The organism is Haemophilus parahaemolyticus (assembly GCF_018373095.1).
Classification (GTDB): domain Bacteria; phylum Pseudomonadota; class Gammaproteobacteria; order Enterobacterales; family Pasteurellaceae; genus Haemophilus_A; species Haemophilus_A parahaemolyticus_A.
In genome coordinates this window covers 1-16,367 of the sequence record NZ_JAHAHT010000034.1, presented here as the reverse complement: position 1 = coordinate 16,367, position 16,367 = coordinate 1, and the positions used below count along the sequence as shown (strand labels likewise).

Genomic DNA, 16,367 nt, shown 5'->3' with positions numbered 1-16,367 from the left:
ACATTAAGTGAAAACACAGCCAAAGTGGAAATAATTAAAGCTTTATAAAATTTCATAACATCATCCTCTTTAAAATCAAATCTCAAAATACAACGCACTATCAAACTAGTACATAAAATCAAGATACCCGACCTTATGAAGAATGTAAAGAAGAATTTTAAAAAATAAGAATGTTGTCTGACACTTTATTTAAATTTATTTAAAATACAAGGTAATGAAGAAAAACAGGTCTATTTTAACTAAAACCCCCTGTTTCAAAACAAGGGGTTATACATTAAAGTCATATTTGTTACTGAGTTTTCTCCATCTCAAACTCAATCAACATCATTAAAATATGGATGACTTTGATATGGATTTCTTGCGTGCGGTCTGCATAACGGAAGTGTGGCACACGGATTTCTACATCCGCAAGACCAGCCATTTGACCACCGTCTTTACCTGTCATTGCAATCACTTTCATCCCTTTCTCTTTAGCGGCTTTGATTGCATTTAAGACGTTTTTAGAGTTGCCCGAAGTCGATAAACCGAAAAGCACATCGCCTTTTTGGCCGACCGCTTCAATGTAGCGAGAGAACACGTATTCATAACCAAAATCGTTACTGACACAGCTCAAATGACTTACGTCTGAAATCGCAATAGCTGGATAACCTGGGCGATTTTCGCGGTAACGTCCAGTTAATTCTTCTGCAAAGTGCATTGCATCACAGTGTGAACCACCGTTACCACAAGAAAGTACTTTACCGCCTTGTTTGAAGCTATTTGAAATTAATAATGCCGCATCTTGAATAAGCTGAATGTTTTTTTCATCGTGCATAAATTTATCAAGCACATCGGCAGCTTCTTGTAGTTCTGCTTTAATTTGATCTAAATACATAGAAATTCCTTGAAAATGCAACAAAACGGCAAAAATTCACCGCTTGTTAGGTTAAATAAGCGTGCAAAGTCTAGAAGATTGTCTGGGGAATGTAAACATAAAAAGAGTAGATTAAATTATTTTAGGCTGTAAACAAAACTTTCCAAGTGTTGTTTTTCAGAGTATGATCTCAGTATTCGATTTTGAGGATTTTATTATGACTACAACGGTTTCTCCTTTTGACCAAATTCTAACCCAATCGCCGAATATGCTAAAGGTGATTGAGCAAGCTAAAAAATTCGCCTTGCTGAATGCCCCTTTATTGATTGAGGGGGAAACAGGAACAGGCAAGGACTTACTTGCTAAAGCTTGCCATCAATTTAGCCATCGTGCAGAACAAAAATTCATTGCAGTGAATTGTGCGGGGTTGCCTGAAGAAGAGGCAGAAACGGAGATGTTTGGGCATCGAGGAGTGAAAAATGAGAGTGTAGGCTTTTTTGAATATGCGAATGGCGGCACTGTGTTGCTTGATGCTGTGTCGGAGCTTTCGCTTGAAATGCAGGCGAAGCTATTACGTTTTTTGAACGATGGTTCATTTCGTCGCGTAGGCGAGGATCAAGAGCGTAAAGTGAATGTGCGCGTGATTTGCACTAGCCAAAAACCGCTTAATCAGTTGGTAGCAGAGGGCAAAGTGCGAAAGGATTTATATTACCGCTTAAACGTGCTCACTCTTAAGTTACCACCATTGCGTGAACGCTTGGACGATTTACCGTTATTGGTAGAGTATTTTGTTAGCGAAATCAGTAACCAGCTTGGTGTCTCTACATTGGAGTATGATCGCATCTTTTTAAACGCCCTTTCTCGCTATAGCTGGGCAGGCAATCTGCGTGAGTTGCACAATGTGCTTTACCGAGCTTGTACTTTAGCACATAGCTATCGTTTATCTGTTAAAGATCTCAATTTACCCAATACGATGTTAAGCACAACTGAGATCGTAACTCATTTTCCTGAAACAGGCACACTAGATGAAATGATGGCTCAATATGAAGCCGAGCTATTACGCAAATTTTATGCTGAATATCCGAGCACACGGAAACTTGCCCAACGCCTCGGCATTTCACACACTGCCATCGCCAACAAATTACGGGCATATGGGATCAACAAATAGGATAGTCTATGAAATTTCTTATGCAAGCGGTGAAATTTCTCTGTGGTTTTGCAATTCTTGGGCTAAATTCGACCGCTTATTCTGCTCCTCGCATTCCTGCTCAACTACGTGATAATAGTCTAATTTACTGCACGAATGCCTCTAGCTTTTCGCTCAATCCTCAACAAGCAGATATGGGTGCGAACGTGAATGTGGTTACCGATCAGCTTTATGACAAACTATTTGAACTTGATCCAAAAACCAATCAGCTAAAACCAATGCTCGTTGAGCATTATAATACGAGTGCTGATGGGCTCACGATCACTCTACATTTACGCAAAAATGTGTCGTTTCATACCACTCGCTGGTTCACACCAACGCGTAAGTTCAATGCGGAAGATGTAATTTTCTCGCTTAATCGAATGATGGGAATTGCGGGAGATTTACCCGCTTTAAATCGTGAAAGTAGTGACAGCGGCGAGTTTCGTTACGCTCAAGCAATGGCATATCGTACCAAGGCGAATTTAGCTCATTATCCTTATTTTGAGAGCATTGCATTGAAGCAAAAAATTGCTCAAATAAAAGACATTAATGCTCATACAGTGCGAATCACGCTTACTGAACCAGACCAAGCGTTGTTATCGCATTTGGCAAGCCAATATGCGGTAATTTTATCCAAAGAATATGCCTTACAACTCAATGCAGATGAAAACCTACCTCAGCTTGATCTTCTACCTGTGGGGACTGGCCCGTATCAGCTTACAAGCTTGACTCGATCGGATTATATCCGCCTGCAACCACACCAAAAATATTGGGGGAAAAAAGCACATATTGAAAATATAGTGGTCGATTTTTCCTCTGACGGTACAGGCAGATTAGCAAAATTTTTGAATAAGGAGTGCGATGTGGTCGCATTCCCTGAACCAAGCCAACTTTCGCAAATTCCAACAGAACAACACATTGAAAATGACGGGGCAAACTTATCGTTTTTGGCGTTTAATATGCAAAGTCCTGTGATGCAAAATATCATGCTTCGCCAAGCAATCGCTCAAGCGGTGGATCGTCGCCGTCTGGTGGCACGTCTCTTTTTTGGCACTGCGCACCTCGCTGATCAGGTCTTGCCAACGGTGTTCTGGCAAGACCCATATGGCAAAGTACCTTTTGATTATACTGCCCACCATGCTCTTCCTTCACTACAAAAACCGCTCAAATTTTGGGTTGTGGATGAAAAGCGAGTGTTTAATTTGCACCCGATGAAAATGGCAGAAATGATTCGCTTCGACCTTGCTCAAAAAGGTATTCTAGCTACACTCATTCCTGTAAATCGAGCTTATATTGCTCAACAATTAGCAAATGGAAAGGCGGATTACGACCTGATTTTAACGGGGTGGCTTGCCAATAATGCAGACTTAAATGGCTTTTTAAAACCAATTTTATCCTGTAATGCCAAGCGTGATGTGACTAATTTAGCGAACTGGTGTAACCCTTATTTTGACCTGTTGCTCGATCTAGCTAAAACCACGTCAAGTAAAGCAACACAAAATATGCTCTACCACCTTAGTCAATCAATTTTGCAACAAGAGCTGCCAATTTTACCGCTTGTGAATGCTAAACGCTTGTTGTTGGTGAGCGATCGCGTGAGCAATATTGCAATTAACGCTATGGGACAGGTGAAACTGTCAGAAATTCGGTTGAAAAAAAATCAGAAATAATGTGATAAAACTATGCTTATTGCTCTCTTACGAAAATTTTTATTAACGCTGATTACACTTATCATTCTCTCTATTATCAGCTACAACATTTTGCTTCGTGATCCGCTGAACTTATTTAACGGCATCGGCATAATGACAGGCTATTTCCGTTATCTTTCAAGCCTGTTGCATGGGGATTTAGGCATCAGTTATATCAACGGTGAGCCTCTAACAATGCAGATATTAAGCGTGTTTCCCGCAACGATTACGCTATGTGTGTCAGCCTTGTTGCTGTCATTGTTGATTGGTTTGCCACTTGGCTTTTGGGTAGCGTATATTCAAAAAAGTACGCTAGGCAAAGTGATGACTTGGCTAGGCTCGTTAAGCTTTTCAATTCCCGTGTTTTGGCTGGCATTGCTGCTACTTTATAGTGCTTCCATCAACCGTTGGGAAATTGCTGCCGTTGGTGATTTGCATCCAATTTATGCGATTCAACCGCTTACCGGCTTTCGTATCCTAGATATTCTCTCAACTGATTCACCTCATCAGCTAAAAATGATACAGAGTGCTTTGCATCACCTGATTTTACCAACGCTAGTGCTCGGTATTCCTTCCATTTTGGAAGTAATGCGATTCACTCAAGAACGAGCAAATTATGTGATGAAACAGAACTACATTAAAGTGGCACAAACACGAGGTTGGTCAGCGTTTCGTATCTTCCGTAGCCACGTGCTTGGTAACTCCTTACCTGCACTCATTCCAACGATTGCTCGCCATTTTACGGTAATTTTTGCCTTTGGAATGTTGATTGAAAATATCTTTAGCTGGGGCGGTATCGGGCGTTGGTTGATTAACGCTTTGGCAGTACAAGATTACAACGCAATTTCCGCGGGCGTGGTGGTGATTGGTGGATTTGTGCTTTTGGTTGATCTCTTCACGAATTTTCTTACAACGCTGTTAGATCCATCGCAAAAAAAGGATTGGTACACGAAATGATCGCAACACAAAATAAAGAACCAGAATATTTCCGCGAAAGTCACTCTTTCCGTTCATTTTGGCAGAGCTTTCGCGAAGATAAAATCGCACTTATCAGCCTCTATCTTTTTCTTGCTTTGTTAGTGTTAGTATTTGGAGGGGTATTTATCGCACCTTATCACTACGAGCAACAATTTGTCGGACTAGAATTGCAACCGCCTTCGTGGGATGCAAGCGGTCAAATTCGCCACTTTTTTGGCACAGATGACTTAGGGCGAGATATTTTTAGCCGCATTATCGCTGGTTTTTATTACACCGTTGGAGCTTCGCTGTTGGTTTGCCTTGCGATTGGCGTTATTGGTGGCATTATTGGCATTTTTGTAGGTTTGAACCAAGGTAAATCAGTGTCGTTTTTAAGCCATTTATTCGATATTTTCTCATTCATTCCCGTATTGCTGATTACGATTATTATCGCCGCACTAATGGAAACCAGCTTGCAAAATGCAATGTTTGCGATTTTCTTGGCACTTCTGCCGCACTTTATCCACCGTATTTATCAGGTAACCCAATTGGAGCTAAAACGAGAATATGCGGTCACTTTACGCTTAGACGGTGCGAATAAAGAAACGCTTATTCGCGAGGTAATTTTGCCTAATTTAACTGTGGTGGCAATTAAAGAAATTTCAGTCTATTTTATCTTTAGCATTTTGGACATTACCGCATTGAGTTTTATTGCTCTTGGGGCAAAAAGCGGTACGCCAGAATGGGGCGTAATGCTCCGTGATTCAGCTGAGTTGGTGTATATCGCCCCATGGACGATAGTGCTACCAGGGCTTGCGATTACGTTTAGTATTTTGATTATTACCTTGTTAAGTAACAGCTTGATCCGCGTGCTTAAAAAGCATCGAGCTTCTCCCTATTTTTAATCGTATATGGATGGTAGTGAATGGCACTTTTAGATATTAGACATCTCAGCATTGAGATCAACACGCCAAACGGACGCGTTAAAATGGTAGATAATATCAACCTTACTGTGGATGAAGGCGAGGTGTGTGGTTTGGTGGGTGAATCGGGGTCGGGTAAAAGTTTGATCGCCAAAGTGATTTGTGGTGTACTCAAAGATGAATGGCTTGTTACTGCAGATCGCTTCCGTTTTAACGATATTGAATTGCTCAAACTACCAGTGGCACAACGCCGAAAAGTGGTGGGCGAGCAGATTTCAATGGTCTTTCAAGATGCCTTGTTAAGCTTAGATCCGAGTGAAACGATCGGCAAACAATTGATTAAAACCGTGCAATTTAAAGGTAAATGGTGGCAATGGTTTGGTTGGAAAAAGAAAAGGGCGATTGAGCTGCTACACCGTGTGGGGATTCGCGATCACAAAGACATTATGCGAAGCTACCCAAGTGATATTACCGAAGGCGAAGCACAAAAAGTCATGATTGCAATGGCAATTGCCAATCAGCCGAGATTGTTGGTAGCAGATGAGCCAACCAATACGATGGAGGCAACGACTCAGCTACAAATCTACCGCTTGCTTTCCAGTATGAACAAAAACCTTGGCACTTCTATTTTGCTGGTGAGCAGCGATATGAAAAATATTGCTCCGTGGGTAGATTCGTTTAACGTGCTCTATTGCGGGCAGACGGTAGAAATTGGCGATAAAGAGGATATTCTTACCAAGCCTTTACATCCTTATACATCAGCGTTGCTCAACAGTATTCCTGATTTCTCGCAACCGCTTGTGAGCAAAAGCCATTTGAATACGCTCAAAGGCAGTATTCCAATGTTACAAGAAATGCCAATTGGCTGCCGTTTAGGACCTCGTTGCCCTTTTGCTCAGAAAAAATGCATTCAAAAACCACTGCTTAAAAAGTTTAAACAACGCGAATTTGCCTGCTATTTCCCAATTAACTTTAGAGAAGTAAACGTAAATCGAAAGGCGGAGTTTGAGCCTGTTGTGGTGGCGGAAAGAGAATAACTCTATATTATTTCAAATCTAGTGATCTTTATTTCTTTTTTATCAATAGCCCTTAGAGGTATTTATGTTTTTTTATTTAACTAAAATTCTAACCGCAATTACTCTTCCCCCATTTAACATTGCGGTAATTTGGATTCTTACACTCATTTTAAAACGCTTGCACTATAAAAAAATGAGTCGCTTTTTTACCATTTTAGGTATCGCTATGCTTTATCTTTTCAGCATACCTTTTATGGCAACCTTACTAAATAATTCCTTAATGGATGAATATAAACTTAATTTACAAGATTACCAACAGGCTCAGGCAATCGTGGTGCTAGGAGGAGGATTACGTGATAGCACAGAACTTTATGGCAATATTACCGTAACAAATAATGAATTAGAACGAATGCGTTATGCTGCATTTTTATATAAAGAGACAGGTTTACCGATTTTAGCTACAGGTAGATCACCAAATGGTAATTCAGAAGCTAAAGCTATTGCAAAAGAATTTCAGCAATTCTTTGATGTACCAACCAGATGGGAAGAAAACGAAGCTAAAACAACTAAGGAAAATGCATTCTATACCAAGCAGATGCTAGAAAAAGAGGGAATCCATAAAATCATTCTCGTCACGCAGAACTGGCATATGAAACGAGCCAAAATGCTCTTTGAACAACAAGGTTTTGAGGTACTTCCTGCTGGGGTCGGTTACGGCAAGACACCTTGGGAATATATCAGTTTTATGTATTTTGTCCCGCAATCGGGTGCGATGGATAATATGATGCAATTGCTCAAAGAGTGGTTAGGATATTGGAAAGAGAGATAATAAAATACAAATAGACGGCAAAAAGCCCTAGTAATTTACTATATCATTCATCGTTTTAATCTTCCTCGTCTGAAATTATCAATCGTTAATAATGTGATCGCAATAGCTAAACATAGCATTAAAATATATGATTTAGAATCTAAACTTTCGCCAATAATAAAGGAAATAGTGAGCATCACTAAAGGTTCCATATAACCTAATAGCCCTAATACATTTATAGGCAATAAATTACTGGAAGCAATATAAAAAATAAATGCAATGCCATTAACTAATCCAAACAAGGCAAGAATAGTATAAAGATAATGGTTCTCAAGTAAGATTGGTTGCATCTCTGTTTGAGAAATAAAATATAATGCAAAGGGAGTAACCAATAATAATTCAATAAAAAATGTTGCTAGATTATTAATATCAAAATAACGGCGTAGTGTAATATAGAGAGGATATCCGATGCCAGCAACAATAGTTGCCCAAGAAAAAGTGCCTGTTAGAACAATATTTGTTCCTACACCAATAATAGCAGAAGTTAAAGAGAGCCATTTTAACAAGGTAAAATGTTCTTTGAATACGATTTTACCTAATGCTACAGCGACAATAGGTAGTAATAAATAACCAATAGAAACAGGAATTGCTTGTCCATTATTGGGAGCCCACATAAATAGCCAGAGCTGCACGCCTGTATTTAGTGCAAGTAACAATAAAATGAAAACAAGCGCTGGTTTTTGTTTTATCTTTTGCCAAAGCTGTTTAAATTTTGGTGTCTGTTTAAATAATAAAATGGCGAGTAAAATAAACGGAATCAAAACGATAATTCGAAAGCCAAACATACTTTCGCCACTTAATGGGCGCAATAAAATTGCGAAATAATAGCCTAAACCAAATAAAAAATTAGCCGTGATACAAAAAAAGATACCTTTTAACATTATTTCACCTTCATTTGCACTTTATATTTTCTATAACTATGGCGAACAGCCTGAACACCATCTAATATCAATAATAAAATTGCTATTAATAAGCAAGACATTAAAATATAGGCATCGGAATTTAATTTTTCACCAATTAAAAATGAAATGAGTAACATCACGCTGGGTTCAACATAACCCAATAAGCCTAATAAATTAAAAGGTAAAATAGTGCTTGCCATCGTGTAAGAAATTAAAGCTGCTCCACTAATAATCCCTAATAAAGCAATAAAAATATAAATATGCGGATTCACATCTTGCACTGCTTGCATATCAGTTTTAGCAATAAAATAAATTGCCACAGGAATTAAAAATGCAATTTCAAATATAAAACTGTGAAAATGACTTAAACCAAATTTTCGACGTAAATAAAAATAAATTGGATAACCCGTGCAAACAAATACACTTTCTAAAGAGAGAGTTCCCGCCAAAATAATGTTACTTACCACGCCAATAAAGGCAAAAATAATTGCCAGCCATTTATTTCTTGAAAGCGGTTCTTTATAAACTATTTTGCCAAAAGCTACCATAACAATTGGCATTAACAAATATCCCATTGAGACTTCGATGGCTTTGCCACTATTTGGTGCCCATAAGAACAGCCACATTTGCCCTCCGACAATCGCTGAGGTTGTGAGGATCACCAGAAGTAATTTTGGCTCACATTTTAATCGTTGTAGAAATAAGCTAAATTCTCTCCCTTTTTTAAATAACCATAAAGCAAAAAATAAGCAAGGCAGTGTTAGTACCATACGAATGCCGAACACACTTTCGCCCGAAAGTGGTCTTAAATGGATCGCTAAATAATATAAACAACCAAATAAAAAAGAGGCTGTTAAAGAAAAAAGGATGCCTTTTAACATAGAATATGAATAAAGGGCAAATTAAGTTTGCCCTTTATAAAAAATATGGTTGATGAATGTCAGTTACTATATACCTTACTTATTTAAGATTCAACACCTTCACTAACGCATTAAATAAGCGGTCATTTTCTGCAGGTAATCCGATACTAATGCGCAAATGATTTGGCATTCCGTAACCTGCAATTGGGCGTACAATTACACCTTCATGTAATAACGCATCATAAATCGGTTGAGCAGATTGTTTGAAATCAATAGTAATAAAATTTCCTTTTGAAGGGATGTATTCCAAACCATATTGTTGGCAGAATGCTTCGTAACGTTGCATCTCCAAATGATTATTTTCTGCCACTTTTTCAACAAACGCATCATCATTCATTACCGCCACTGCGGAAGCTAATGCAAGGCTGTTACAATTAAATGGCTGGCGAACGCGGTTGAGTAAATCTGCAATTTCAGGATTAGATACAGCATAGCCAATACGCAATCCTGCCAAACCATACGCTTTAGAAAGTGAGCGAGAAATAATTAAATTCGGGTATTTTTGCAATAAACCGAACGAATCTACCCGATCTTTAGCTTTGGTAAATTCGGTGTAGGCTTCATCTAACACCACAATAATATGACTTGGCACTTTCGCAAAGAAAGCATCGATTTCAGCTTCAGTTAAGAAATTCCCTGTTGGGTTGTTTGGGTTTGCGATAAAAATAAGCTTTGTTTTCTCATTAATTGCCGCTTCAAATGCCGCCAAATCGTGCCCCCAGTTTTTCGCTGGAATTTCACGTGCCACAGCGTTAATCGCCTTGATGACAAGCGGATAAACAATGAACGCATATTGCGAATAGATGATCTCATCGTGCTCGCTAGCAAAGGTATGGGCAAAAAGCTCAAGCAAATCATTAGAACCATTGCCAAGCGTGATTTGATTAGGCTGCACGCCGAATTTTTTAGAAACCACCGCTTTGAGCTCAAAGCCATTTGCATCAGGGTAACGCGTCAGTTGATCTAATTGATTGATAATAGCTTGCTTCGCACTATCAGGAAAACCGAATGGGTTTTCATTAGAAGCTAATTTGATGATGTTGGTAATACCAAGCTCACGCTCTAACTCTTCAATTGGCTTACCTGCTTGATATGGGGAAAGCGATTTCACGCCTTCGTTGGCGATGTTGATGTATTGCATTGAATTTTCCTATTTATAGGGCGGACTACGGTCCGCCATTTTTATTTTAATTTAACGGCGAACTTAAGTCTGCCTTACAATTAGTTATTCTCTTTCGCAAATTTATCCATAAATGCAATTAAGGCATCTACGCCTTCAATTGGCATTGCGTTGTAAATTGAAGCGCGCATACCGCCTAATACTTTATGACCTTTCAATGCTTGCAAACCACAAGCGGTCGCTTCTGCTACAAATTTTGCATTAAGCTCATTATTGTCTGTCGTGAAAGTTACATTCATTACCGAACGGTTTTGCTTTGCAATATAGTTACGATAGAACGTGCTTTGATTAAGGTAATCATATAAGCGTTTTGCTTTTGCTAAATTACGTTGTTCGACGGCCTCCAGCCCTCCTGTGGCTAATAAATGTTTGAACACAAGTGAACATAAATACCACGCAAAAGTTGGTGGCGTGTTAATCATAGAGTCTGAGTTGGCTTGAATTTCATAGTTCCAGATAGATGGCGTATCTTTGCGTGCTTTGCCGATTAAATCTTCACGCACGATCACAATAGTGATCCCCGCAGGTCCTAAGTTTTTCTGTGCCCCTGCATAAATCACACCAAATTTACTGATATCAATTTTGCTTGACAGAATGTTTGATGACATATCCGCTACTAACACTGCATTGCCCACGTTTGGCACTTCTTTAATTTCTACGCCAGAGATGGTTTCGTTAGTGCAATAGTGCACGTAATCATATTGCTCCGCAATATCGCTGAAATCGGTACGATTGACTGAAATTACGCCATTTTCATCGGTTTCAATAATTGAAAGCTCATCAATTTCACAGAAGTTACGTGCTTCTTTCGCTGCAGAGCCTGACCAGTGACCGCTATTTAAATAAAGTGCTTTGCCTTTTTCACCGATTAAGTTCATCGGAATAGCGGCAAATTGCCCTCTCGCACCGCCTTGTAAAAAGAGGATTTTGTAATTATCAGGAATGTGGAAAAGCTCACGGAAATCTTTGTCTGCTTGAGTAATCAATTCCATAAAGAGCTTACCGCGGTGGCTCACTTCCATTACTGAAGTGCCTTGCTCTTGCCAGTTTAAAAGTTCTTTTTGAGCCTGCTCTAATACTGCTTCTGGCATCATCGCAGGGCCTGCACTAAAATTGTAAACTTGTGTCATGTGTTTGCCTCTTTTAATCAAATAAAGATTAGGGTAATAGTAACAAAACTCCCCTTTACAAATCAAACTTTTAAACGGCTCAATTTTTCATTTTTTACGATTTAAAGGTGAAAGTCGCAGGGGTGATATTTTAAAAGTTGGTAGAATTTAATTTAATCATTCAATCTATAAAAAATCTTCACCTTAATTAGAAGGGGCTTTACTCCAACTTTAAGATGCAGATCAAATTCTTTGCTTGACTTTTATTTTTACTGTGAAATCGTAGCGTAATTTGTAACCTTAAATTCCCTCTAACTGCTCGCATTCTGAGCGGTTATTTTTTAAAGTCATCACACTTTTTCAATCGAAACCGAGATGAGTTATGTCCATTTTAGATACCTATCCCCATGGCGTGGATGTGATTGAACTGAGCACTGGTTCACAGCAAATCAAAACCGCAGCAACCTCTGTGATTGGCGTAGTATGTACTGTGGATAATGCAGATGCATAAGCTTTACCACTTAATACACACGTTTAAATACGGGCCCTTTATCAATGCTTAAAAAAGCTGGCATCAAAGGCACGCTCAAACGCACCTTAAATTCGATTGGCTCAACCATGAAAACGCCTACTTTGATTGTTCGTGTGGCTGATGCAGAAGACGCAAACGACTTTACTGCAAACATTGTTGGCACGTAAGAAAACGGCAAATATACAGGCTTGAAAGCGTTACTCACTACACAATCGACCGTATTTGTTAAGCTAAAATTGCTTGCCGTGCCGAGGTTAGATAATCAAGCGGTTGTTACCGAATTATTGGCAATTGCCAAAAAACTGAAGTGGTACAGAAATATCGTTGAAGATTATTTTTCTTACCATGCTTTTGAATTGTTGAATTTGAGCAATAAGGGCAGTTTTTTTGTTCATTTTTCAAAAAGTAGGATTAAAGCCTTATACTATAAAGTTTTAAACCACTGTTTAACAACTATTTTTGTTCTACATTTTTTGTTCTACATTCCAAATAACAGCTATCGTAAATAATTGTTAAAATAACTTCAAATGCTCATAAGTTCTTTGTGTTGCAATTCGCCCACGTGGAGTGCGTTGCAAGAAGCCTTGCTGGATTAAGTAAGGTTCTAACACATCTTCAATGGTATCACGCTCTTCGCCAATAGCAGCCGCAAGGTTATCTAAGCCTACAGGGCCACCATCGAAGCGTTCAACAATGGCTTGTAAGAGTTTGATATCCATAAAGTCAAACCCTTCGGAGTCCACATCAAGCATTGAAAGAGCTTGTTTAGCAATTTCTGAGCTGATAATGCCGTTATTGCGAACGTCCGCATAATCTCTTACTCGGCGGAGTAAGCGGTTCGCAATACGTGGAGTGCCACGTGAGCGTCGGGCAATTTCGTGAGCGCCATTTTCTGATAGGTCTAAATTTAAGCACTCAGCACTACGTTGTACGATAGAAGTTAAATCTTCTACCGAATAAAACTCAAGGCGTTGCACAATCCCAAAACGGTCGCGTAATGGTGAAGTTAAAGAACCTGCTCTTGTAGTAGCCCCCACTAAGGTAAATGGCGGTAAATCAAGCTTAATTGAGCGAGCGGCTGGACCTTCACCGATCATAATATCAAGCTGATAATCTTCCATCGCAGGATAAAGCACCTCTTCAATTGCAGGAGACAAGCGGTGGATTTCGTCGATAAAAAGCACATCATAAGGCTCAAGGTTAGTGAGCATTGCGGCTAAATCGCCTGCTTTTTCGAGCACAGGTCCAGAAGTAGAGCGAATATTCACGCCCATTTCGTTCGCCACAATATTGGCAAGCGTGGTTTTCCCTAAACCTGGTGGTCCAAAAATCAAAAGGTGGTCTAAGGCTTCATTTCGCAATTTAGCAGCTTGAATAAAAATATCCATTTGCTCCCGCACCGAAGGCTGTCCAACATAATCTGCTAGTAATTTCGGGCGAATAGCACGGTCAATCACTTCCTCTTCTTTTTTCGGCGAGGCACTAATTATTCTATCAGTTTCAATCATTTTTATTTGTCATTTATTAAAGAGAGTTTTTCAAGGCTTCACGAATTAGTTGCTCACTTGTTGCTCCAACTTTATTCACTTTCTTGATCATTTTTTCTGCATCTGCTGGCTTATAGCCTAATGCGATTAGAGCATCTCGTGCTTCATCAGCTGGATCAGTCAGTGAGCTGACTACAATTTTATCGTGAGATTGCTCAACAAAGAAATCGCCTTGCGTCATCCCTTTAAACTTACCTTTAAGCTCAACAAGTAAACGCTCTGCTGTTTTGCGACCTATGCCAGGGATTTTGGTTAGTTTTGCTAATTCTTCATTCTCAACTGCATTTGCAAATTGAGAAACAGACATTGCAGACAAAATCGCAAGAGCAAGTTTTGGACCAACACCATTGGTCTTGATGAGTTCTCGGAATAAGGTTCTGTCTTGTTTTTGGGCAAAGCCAAAGAGTAAATGTGCATCTTCACGAACGACAAGATGTGTAAAAATCGTTGTTTCTTCACCCAGTTGTGGTAAATCGTAGAAACTGGTCATCGGCAGTAGGATTTCATAGCCTACGCCTTGTACATCTAGCACCATTTCAGGGGGCTGTTTTTCAATAATTTTACCGTGTAATCGACCGATCATAGCGTTCCTGTTTATTTGAGCATGAAAGCTTTTATGAGCCCCATTTTCTCTGTCTGCCAAATCTACCCTACCCCTCTTTGCTAAAGAGGGGATTAGGTCTCTGAATAATAAAGCCCTATTGCTATACTTTTAGATTAAGAATAATACCGTCGATATTTCTTTTATATAAAGAAAATCTCCCTCTTTAGCAAAGAGGGGTAGGGGAGATTTGGCAGTAGTGAATACCGAAGAAATTAATTTAAAATCTCACTACTTGAGAATATCTAGTCTATCATAAACTGTATAAAACATCATTATTATTCTGTTTTAATATCTTTCCTAAACGACACCATCAACTGGTCAATTTTGAAATTCTCGGTGTCGATAATTTCAAATTTATATTGATCATACAGCACAAAATCGGTTTTTTTCGGGATTTTGCGGAGCATATACATCATAAATCCGCCGATGGTCTCGTAATTTTCTGCATGTGGAAATTCCTCAATTTCTAACGCACGCATTACATCTTCAAGCGGAGTCGCACCATCTATCAACCACGAATCTTCATCACGGCGAACGATCTGTTCTTCTTCGGTTGAAACCAGCTCACCCATCACAATACTCATTACATCATTAAGAGTAATAATGCCAACCACGAGAGCGTATTCATTCACAATCACAGCAAAATCTTCACCCGCAGATTTAAACAGCTCCAATACTTCATAAAGTGAAAGCGTATCTGGAATAAAAATGGTTTTACGCAATAAGCGTTGATCAGTAAGCGAGACATTCTCATTTTTAAGATATTGCGTGAGCAAATTGTGCGATTCAACATAGCCTAAAATTTTATCTAAACCATTATCGCAAATCAGCAATTTAGAATGCGAATCTTCACCAAGCGTTTGCAGCACTTGCTCTTTGTTATCAGTACGATCTAAAAAAACAATATTTTCACGCGTAGTCATTGTTGAAGTGACACGGCGTTCTTGCATCTCAAATACGTTCTCAATCAAATAATGTTCGTGCGTATTTAACACGCCTGCTTTGGCTCCTGCATCAACCACTGCAACAATATCTTCCGTGGTCATATTTTCTTGGCGAACGGTTGAAACGCCAAATAGGCGGAAAAGCGAGTTGGCAATCCAATCGAAAAACATCACAATCGGTTTAAAAATTACGATGGCAAAGCTCATTATTCTAATTGTTCGAACAGCAACTTGCTCAGGATAAGTCATCGCAATACGTTTTGGCATTAAATCTGCAAAAAGCACAAAAGCCGAAGTAACCAATAAAAATGCTGTCCAAGAAGCAGCCGAATCAACCCAAGTGGCATCAGAATATTCTCTAAAAAGCTGACTGAAGTAAGGGTTAATCGCACTTTCTCCCACAACACCGCCAAGAATGGCAATCATATTCAACCCAATTTGTACCACCGTGATAAATCGCCCTGGTTGTTCCTGCAATTTCATCACTCTTTCTGCGCGTAAGTCGCCCGCATTCGCCATTGCTTGCAGTTTTAAACGTCTCGCTCCAGCAAGTGCAATTTCCGATAATGAAATGACCGTACTGGTTAAAATCAATAAAATAATAATTAAAATAGCTTCAAATAAGCTCATAATTGCCTCTATCGTTGCTTTATTTGTTATAAAACCGCGTGAATTATACTCTATTTCTCCTCTTCAGGCTTGCAAACTTTTTGCCAGATTTGACCGCTTTCAGGCAGGGCTTGTACACAAAAATGCTCATTTCGGTAATCAAATTCCAGTTGATAAGCATGCAGATAAACACGATCTGCTTCATTTCCTGAATACAAAGTATCGCCTAAAATTGGACTGCCTAAACTTTTCATTGCTACGCGTAACTGATGCGTTTTGCCTGTTTTAGGTTGCAAAATAAAGTGGCGAAGTGGCGAATCAATAGTGCAAGAAGTGAATTGCGTAATCGCAGGATTTTCTTTGCTGTGGCAAAGTTTCCAAGCTCCATTTCTCGATTTTTGCATATCGCCCACAATTTTACCCTGTTTCTTTTTCGGTTTTTTGTCGCTAATCGCCCAATAGGTTTTCTGAATTTTGTGTTGTTCAAATAGCGTATAGAAATTCGCAGCCGCCTCTTTATTTAAAG

18 protein-coding genes are annotated in these 16,367 nt (G+C 39.2%); 8 read left to right on the top strand and 10 right to left on the bottom strand.

Annotated features, from left to right (window positions below; genetic code table 11):
- Positions 1-289 precede the first annotated feature (289 nt).
- A complete protein-coding gene (gene lpcA, locus KH943_RS05155) occupies positions 290-874 on the bottom strand; it encodes a D-sedoheptulose 7-phosphate isomerase (protein WP_304108516.1) in 585 nt (194 codons plus the stop codon).
- A 196-nt stretch (positions 875-1,070) separates the two neighbouring features.
- Here lpcA and KH943_RS05150 point away from each other — a divergent pair, with 196 nt between their 5' ends.
- The 6 genes from KH943_RS05150 (at position 1,071) to KH943_RS05125 (ending at position 7,455) form a co-directional block, all read left to right on the top strand.
- A complete protein-coding gene (locus KH943_RS05150; RefSeq protein WP_304108513.1) occupies positions 1,071-2,021 on the top strand; it encodes a sigma 54-interacting transcriptional regulator in 951 nt (316 codons plus the stop codon).
- Positions 2,022-2,029: 8 nt separating this feature from the next.
- Positions 2,030-3,712, top strand: a complete 1,683-nt coding sequence (locus KH943_RS05145) for an ABC transporter substrate-binding protein (protein WP_304108512.1) — start codon at positions 2,030-2,032, stop codon at positions 3,710-3,712.
- Between the two features lie 12 nt (positions 3,713-3,724).
- A complete protein-coding gene (locus KH943_RS05140; protein WP_304108509.1) occupies positions 3,725-4,687 on the top strand; it encodes an ABC transporter permease subunit in 963 nt (320 codons plus the stop codon).
- On the top strand, positions 4,684-5,592 hold the full coding sequence (locus KH943_RS05135) for an ABC transporter permease subunit (protein ID WP_304108506.1): 909 nt from the start codon (positions 4,684-4,686) through the stop codon (positions 5,590-5,592). Before KH943_RS05140 ends, KH943_RS05135 begins: the two co-directional genes overlap by 4 nt.
- A 20-nt stretch (positions 5,593-5,612) precedes the next feature.
- The gene (locus KH943_RS05130; RefSeq protein ID WP_304108503.1) at positions 5,613-6,647 is read left to right on the top strand and encodes a peptide ABC transporter ATP-binding protein; all 1,035 of its coding nucleotides are present in this window, start codon (positions 5,613-5,615) and stop codon (positions 6,645-6,647) included.
- 64 nt (positions 6,648-6,711) lie between these two features.
- Positions 6,712-7,455 (top strand): YdcF family protein, encoded by a 744-nt coding sequence (locus tag KH943_RS05125; protein WP_304108500.1) that lies wholly within the window; start codon positions 6,712-6,714, stop codon positions 7,453-7,455.
- A gap of 47 nt (positions 7,456-7,502) precedes the next feature.
- Here KH943_RS05125 and rarD (KH943_RS05120) read toward each other — a convergent pair whose 3' ends face one another.
- The 4 genes from rarD (KH943_RS05120) to serC all read right to left on the bottom strand — a co-directional run bounded on the left by rarD (KH943_RS05120) (position 7,503) and on the right by serC (position 11,626).
- The gene (rarD, locus tag KH943_RS05120) at positions 7,503-8,375 is read right to left on the bottom strand and encodes an EamA family transporter RarD (protein ID WP_304108498.1); all 873 of its coding nucleotides are present in this window, start codon (positions 8,373-8,375) and stop codon (positions 7,503-7,505) included.
- Positions 8,375-9,277, bottom strand: coding sequence for an EamA family transporter RarD (rarD, locus tag KH943_RS05115; RefSeq protein ID WP_304108495.1), 903 nt, complete (start codon positions 9,275-9,277; stop codon positions 8,375-8,377). The genes rarD (KH943_RS05120) and rarD (KH943_RS05115) overlap by 1 nt, the downstream gene beginning before the upstream one ends.
- A gap of 79 nt (positions 9,278-9,356) precedes the next feature.
- On the bottom strand, positions 9,357-10,457 hold the full coding sequence (gene hisC / locus KH943_RS05110; RefSeq protein WP_304108492.1) for a histidinol-phosphate transaminase: 1,101 nt from the start codon (positions 10,455-10,457) through the stop codon (positions 9,357-9,359).
- 80 nt (positions 10,458-10,537) lie between these two features.
- A complete protein-coding gene (serC, locus tag KH943_RS05105; RefSeq protein ID WP_304108489.1) occupies positions 10,538-11,626 on the bottom strand; it encodes a 3-phosphoserine/phosphohydroxythreonine transaminase in 1,089 nt (362 codons plus the stop codon).
- 361 nt (positions 11,627-11,987) lie between these two features.
- Here serC and KH943_RS05100 point away from each other — a divergent pair, with 361 nt between their 5' ends.
- Positions 11,988-12,116, top strand: coding sequence for a hypothetical protein (locus KH943_RS05100; protein WP_304108486.1), 129 nt, complete (start codon positions 11,988-11,990; stop codon positions 12,114-12,116).
- A 44-nt stretch (positions 12,117-12,160) separates the two neighbouring features.
- Positions 12,161-12,304 (top strand): hypothetical protein, encoded by a 144-nt coding sequence (locus tag KH943_RS05095; protein ID WP_304108483.1) that lies wholly within the window; start codon positions 12,161-12,163, stop codon positions 12,302-12,304.
- A 106-nt stretch (positions 12,305-12,410) separates the two neighbouring features.
- Here KH943_RS05095 and KH943_RS10215 read toward each other — a convergent pair whose 3' ends face one another.
- The 5 genes from KH943_RS10215 to KH943_RS05075 form a co-directional block, all read right to left on the bottom strand.
- Positions 12,411-12,539, bottom strand: coding sequence for a transposase-like zinc-binding domain-containing protein (locus KH943_RS10215; protein ID WP_438359821.1), 129 nt, complete (start codon positions 12,537-12,539; stop codon positions 12,411-12,413).
- A 110-nt stretch (positions 12,540-12,649) separates the two neighbouring features.
- Positions 12,650-13,645 (bottom strand): Holliday junction branch migration DNA helicase RuvB, encoded by a 996-nt coding sequence (gene ruvB / locus KH943_RS05090; RefSeq protein ID WP_304108480.1) that lies wholly within the window; start codon positions 13,643-13,645, stop codon positions 12,650-12,652.
- A 16-nt stretch (positions 13,646-13,661) separates the two neighbouring features.
- On the bottom strand, positions 13,662-14,267 hold the full coding sequence (ruvA, locus tag KH943_RS05085) for a Holliday junction branch migration protein RuvA (RefSeq protein ID WP_304108477.1): 606 nt from the start codon (positions 14,265-14,267) through the stop codon (positions 13,662-13,664).
- Positions 14,268-14,563: 296 nt separating this feature from the next.
- On the bottom strand, positions 14,564-15,862 hold the full coding sequence (locus tag KH943_RS05080) for a hemolysin family protein (RefSeq protein ID WP_304108474.1): 1,299 nt from the start codon (positions 15,860-15,862) through the stop codon (positions 14,564-14,566).
- A gap of 50 nt (positions 15,863-15,912) precedes the next feature.
- The coding region (locus KH943_RS05075) for a pseudouridine synthase (protein ID WP_304108471.1) at positions 15,913-16,367 on the bottom strand (455 nt) is incomplete at its 5' end.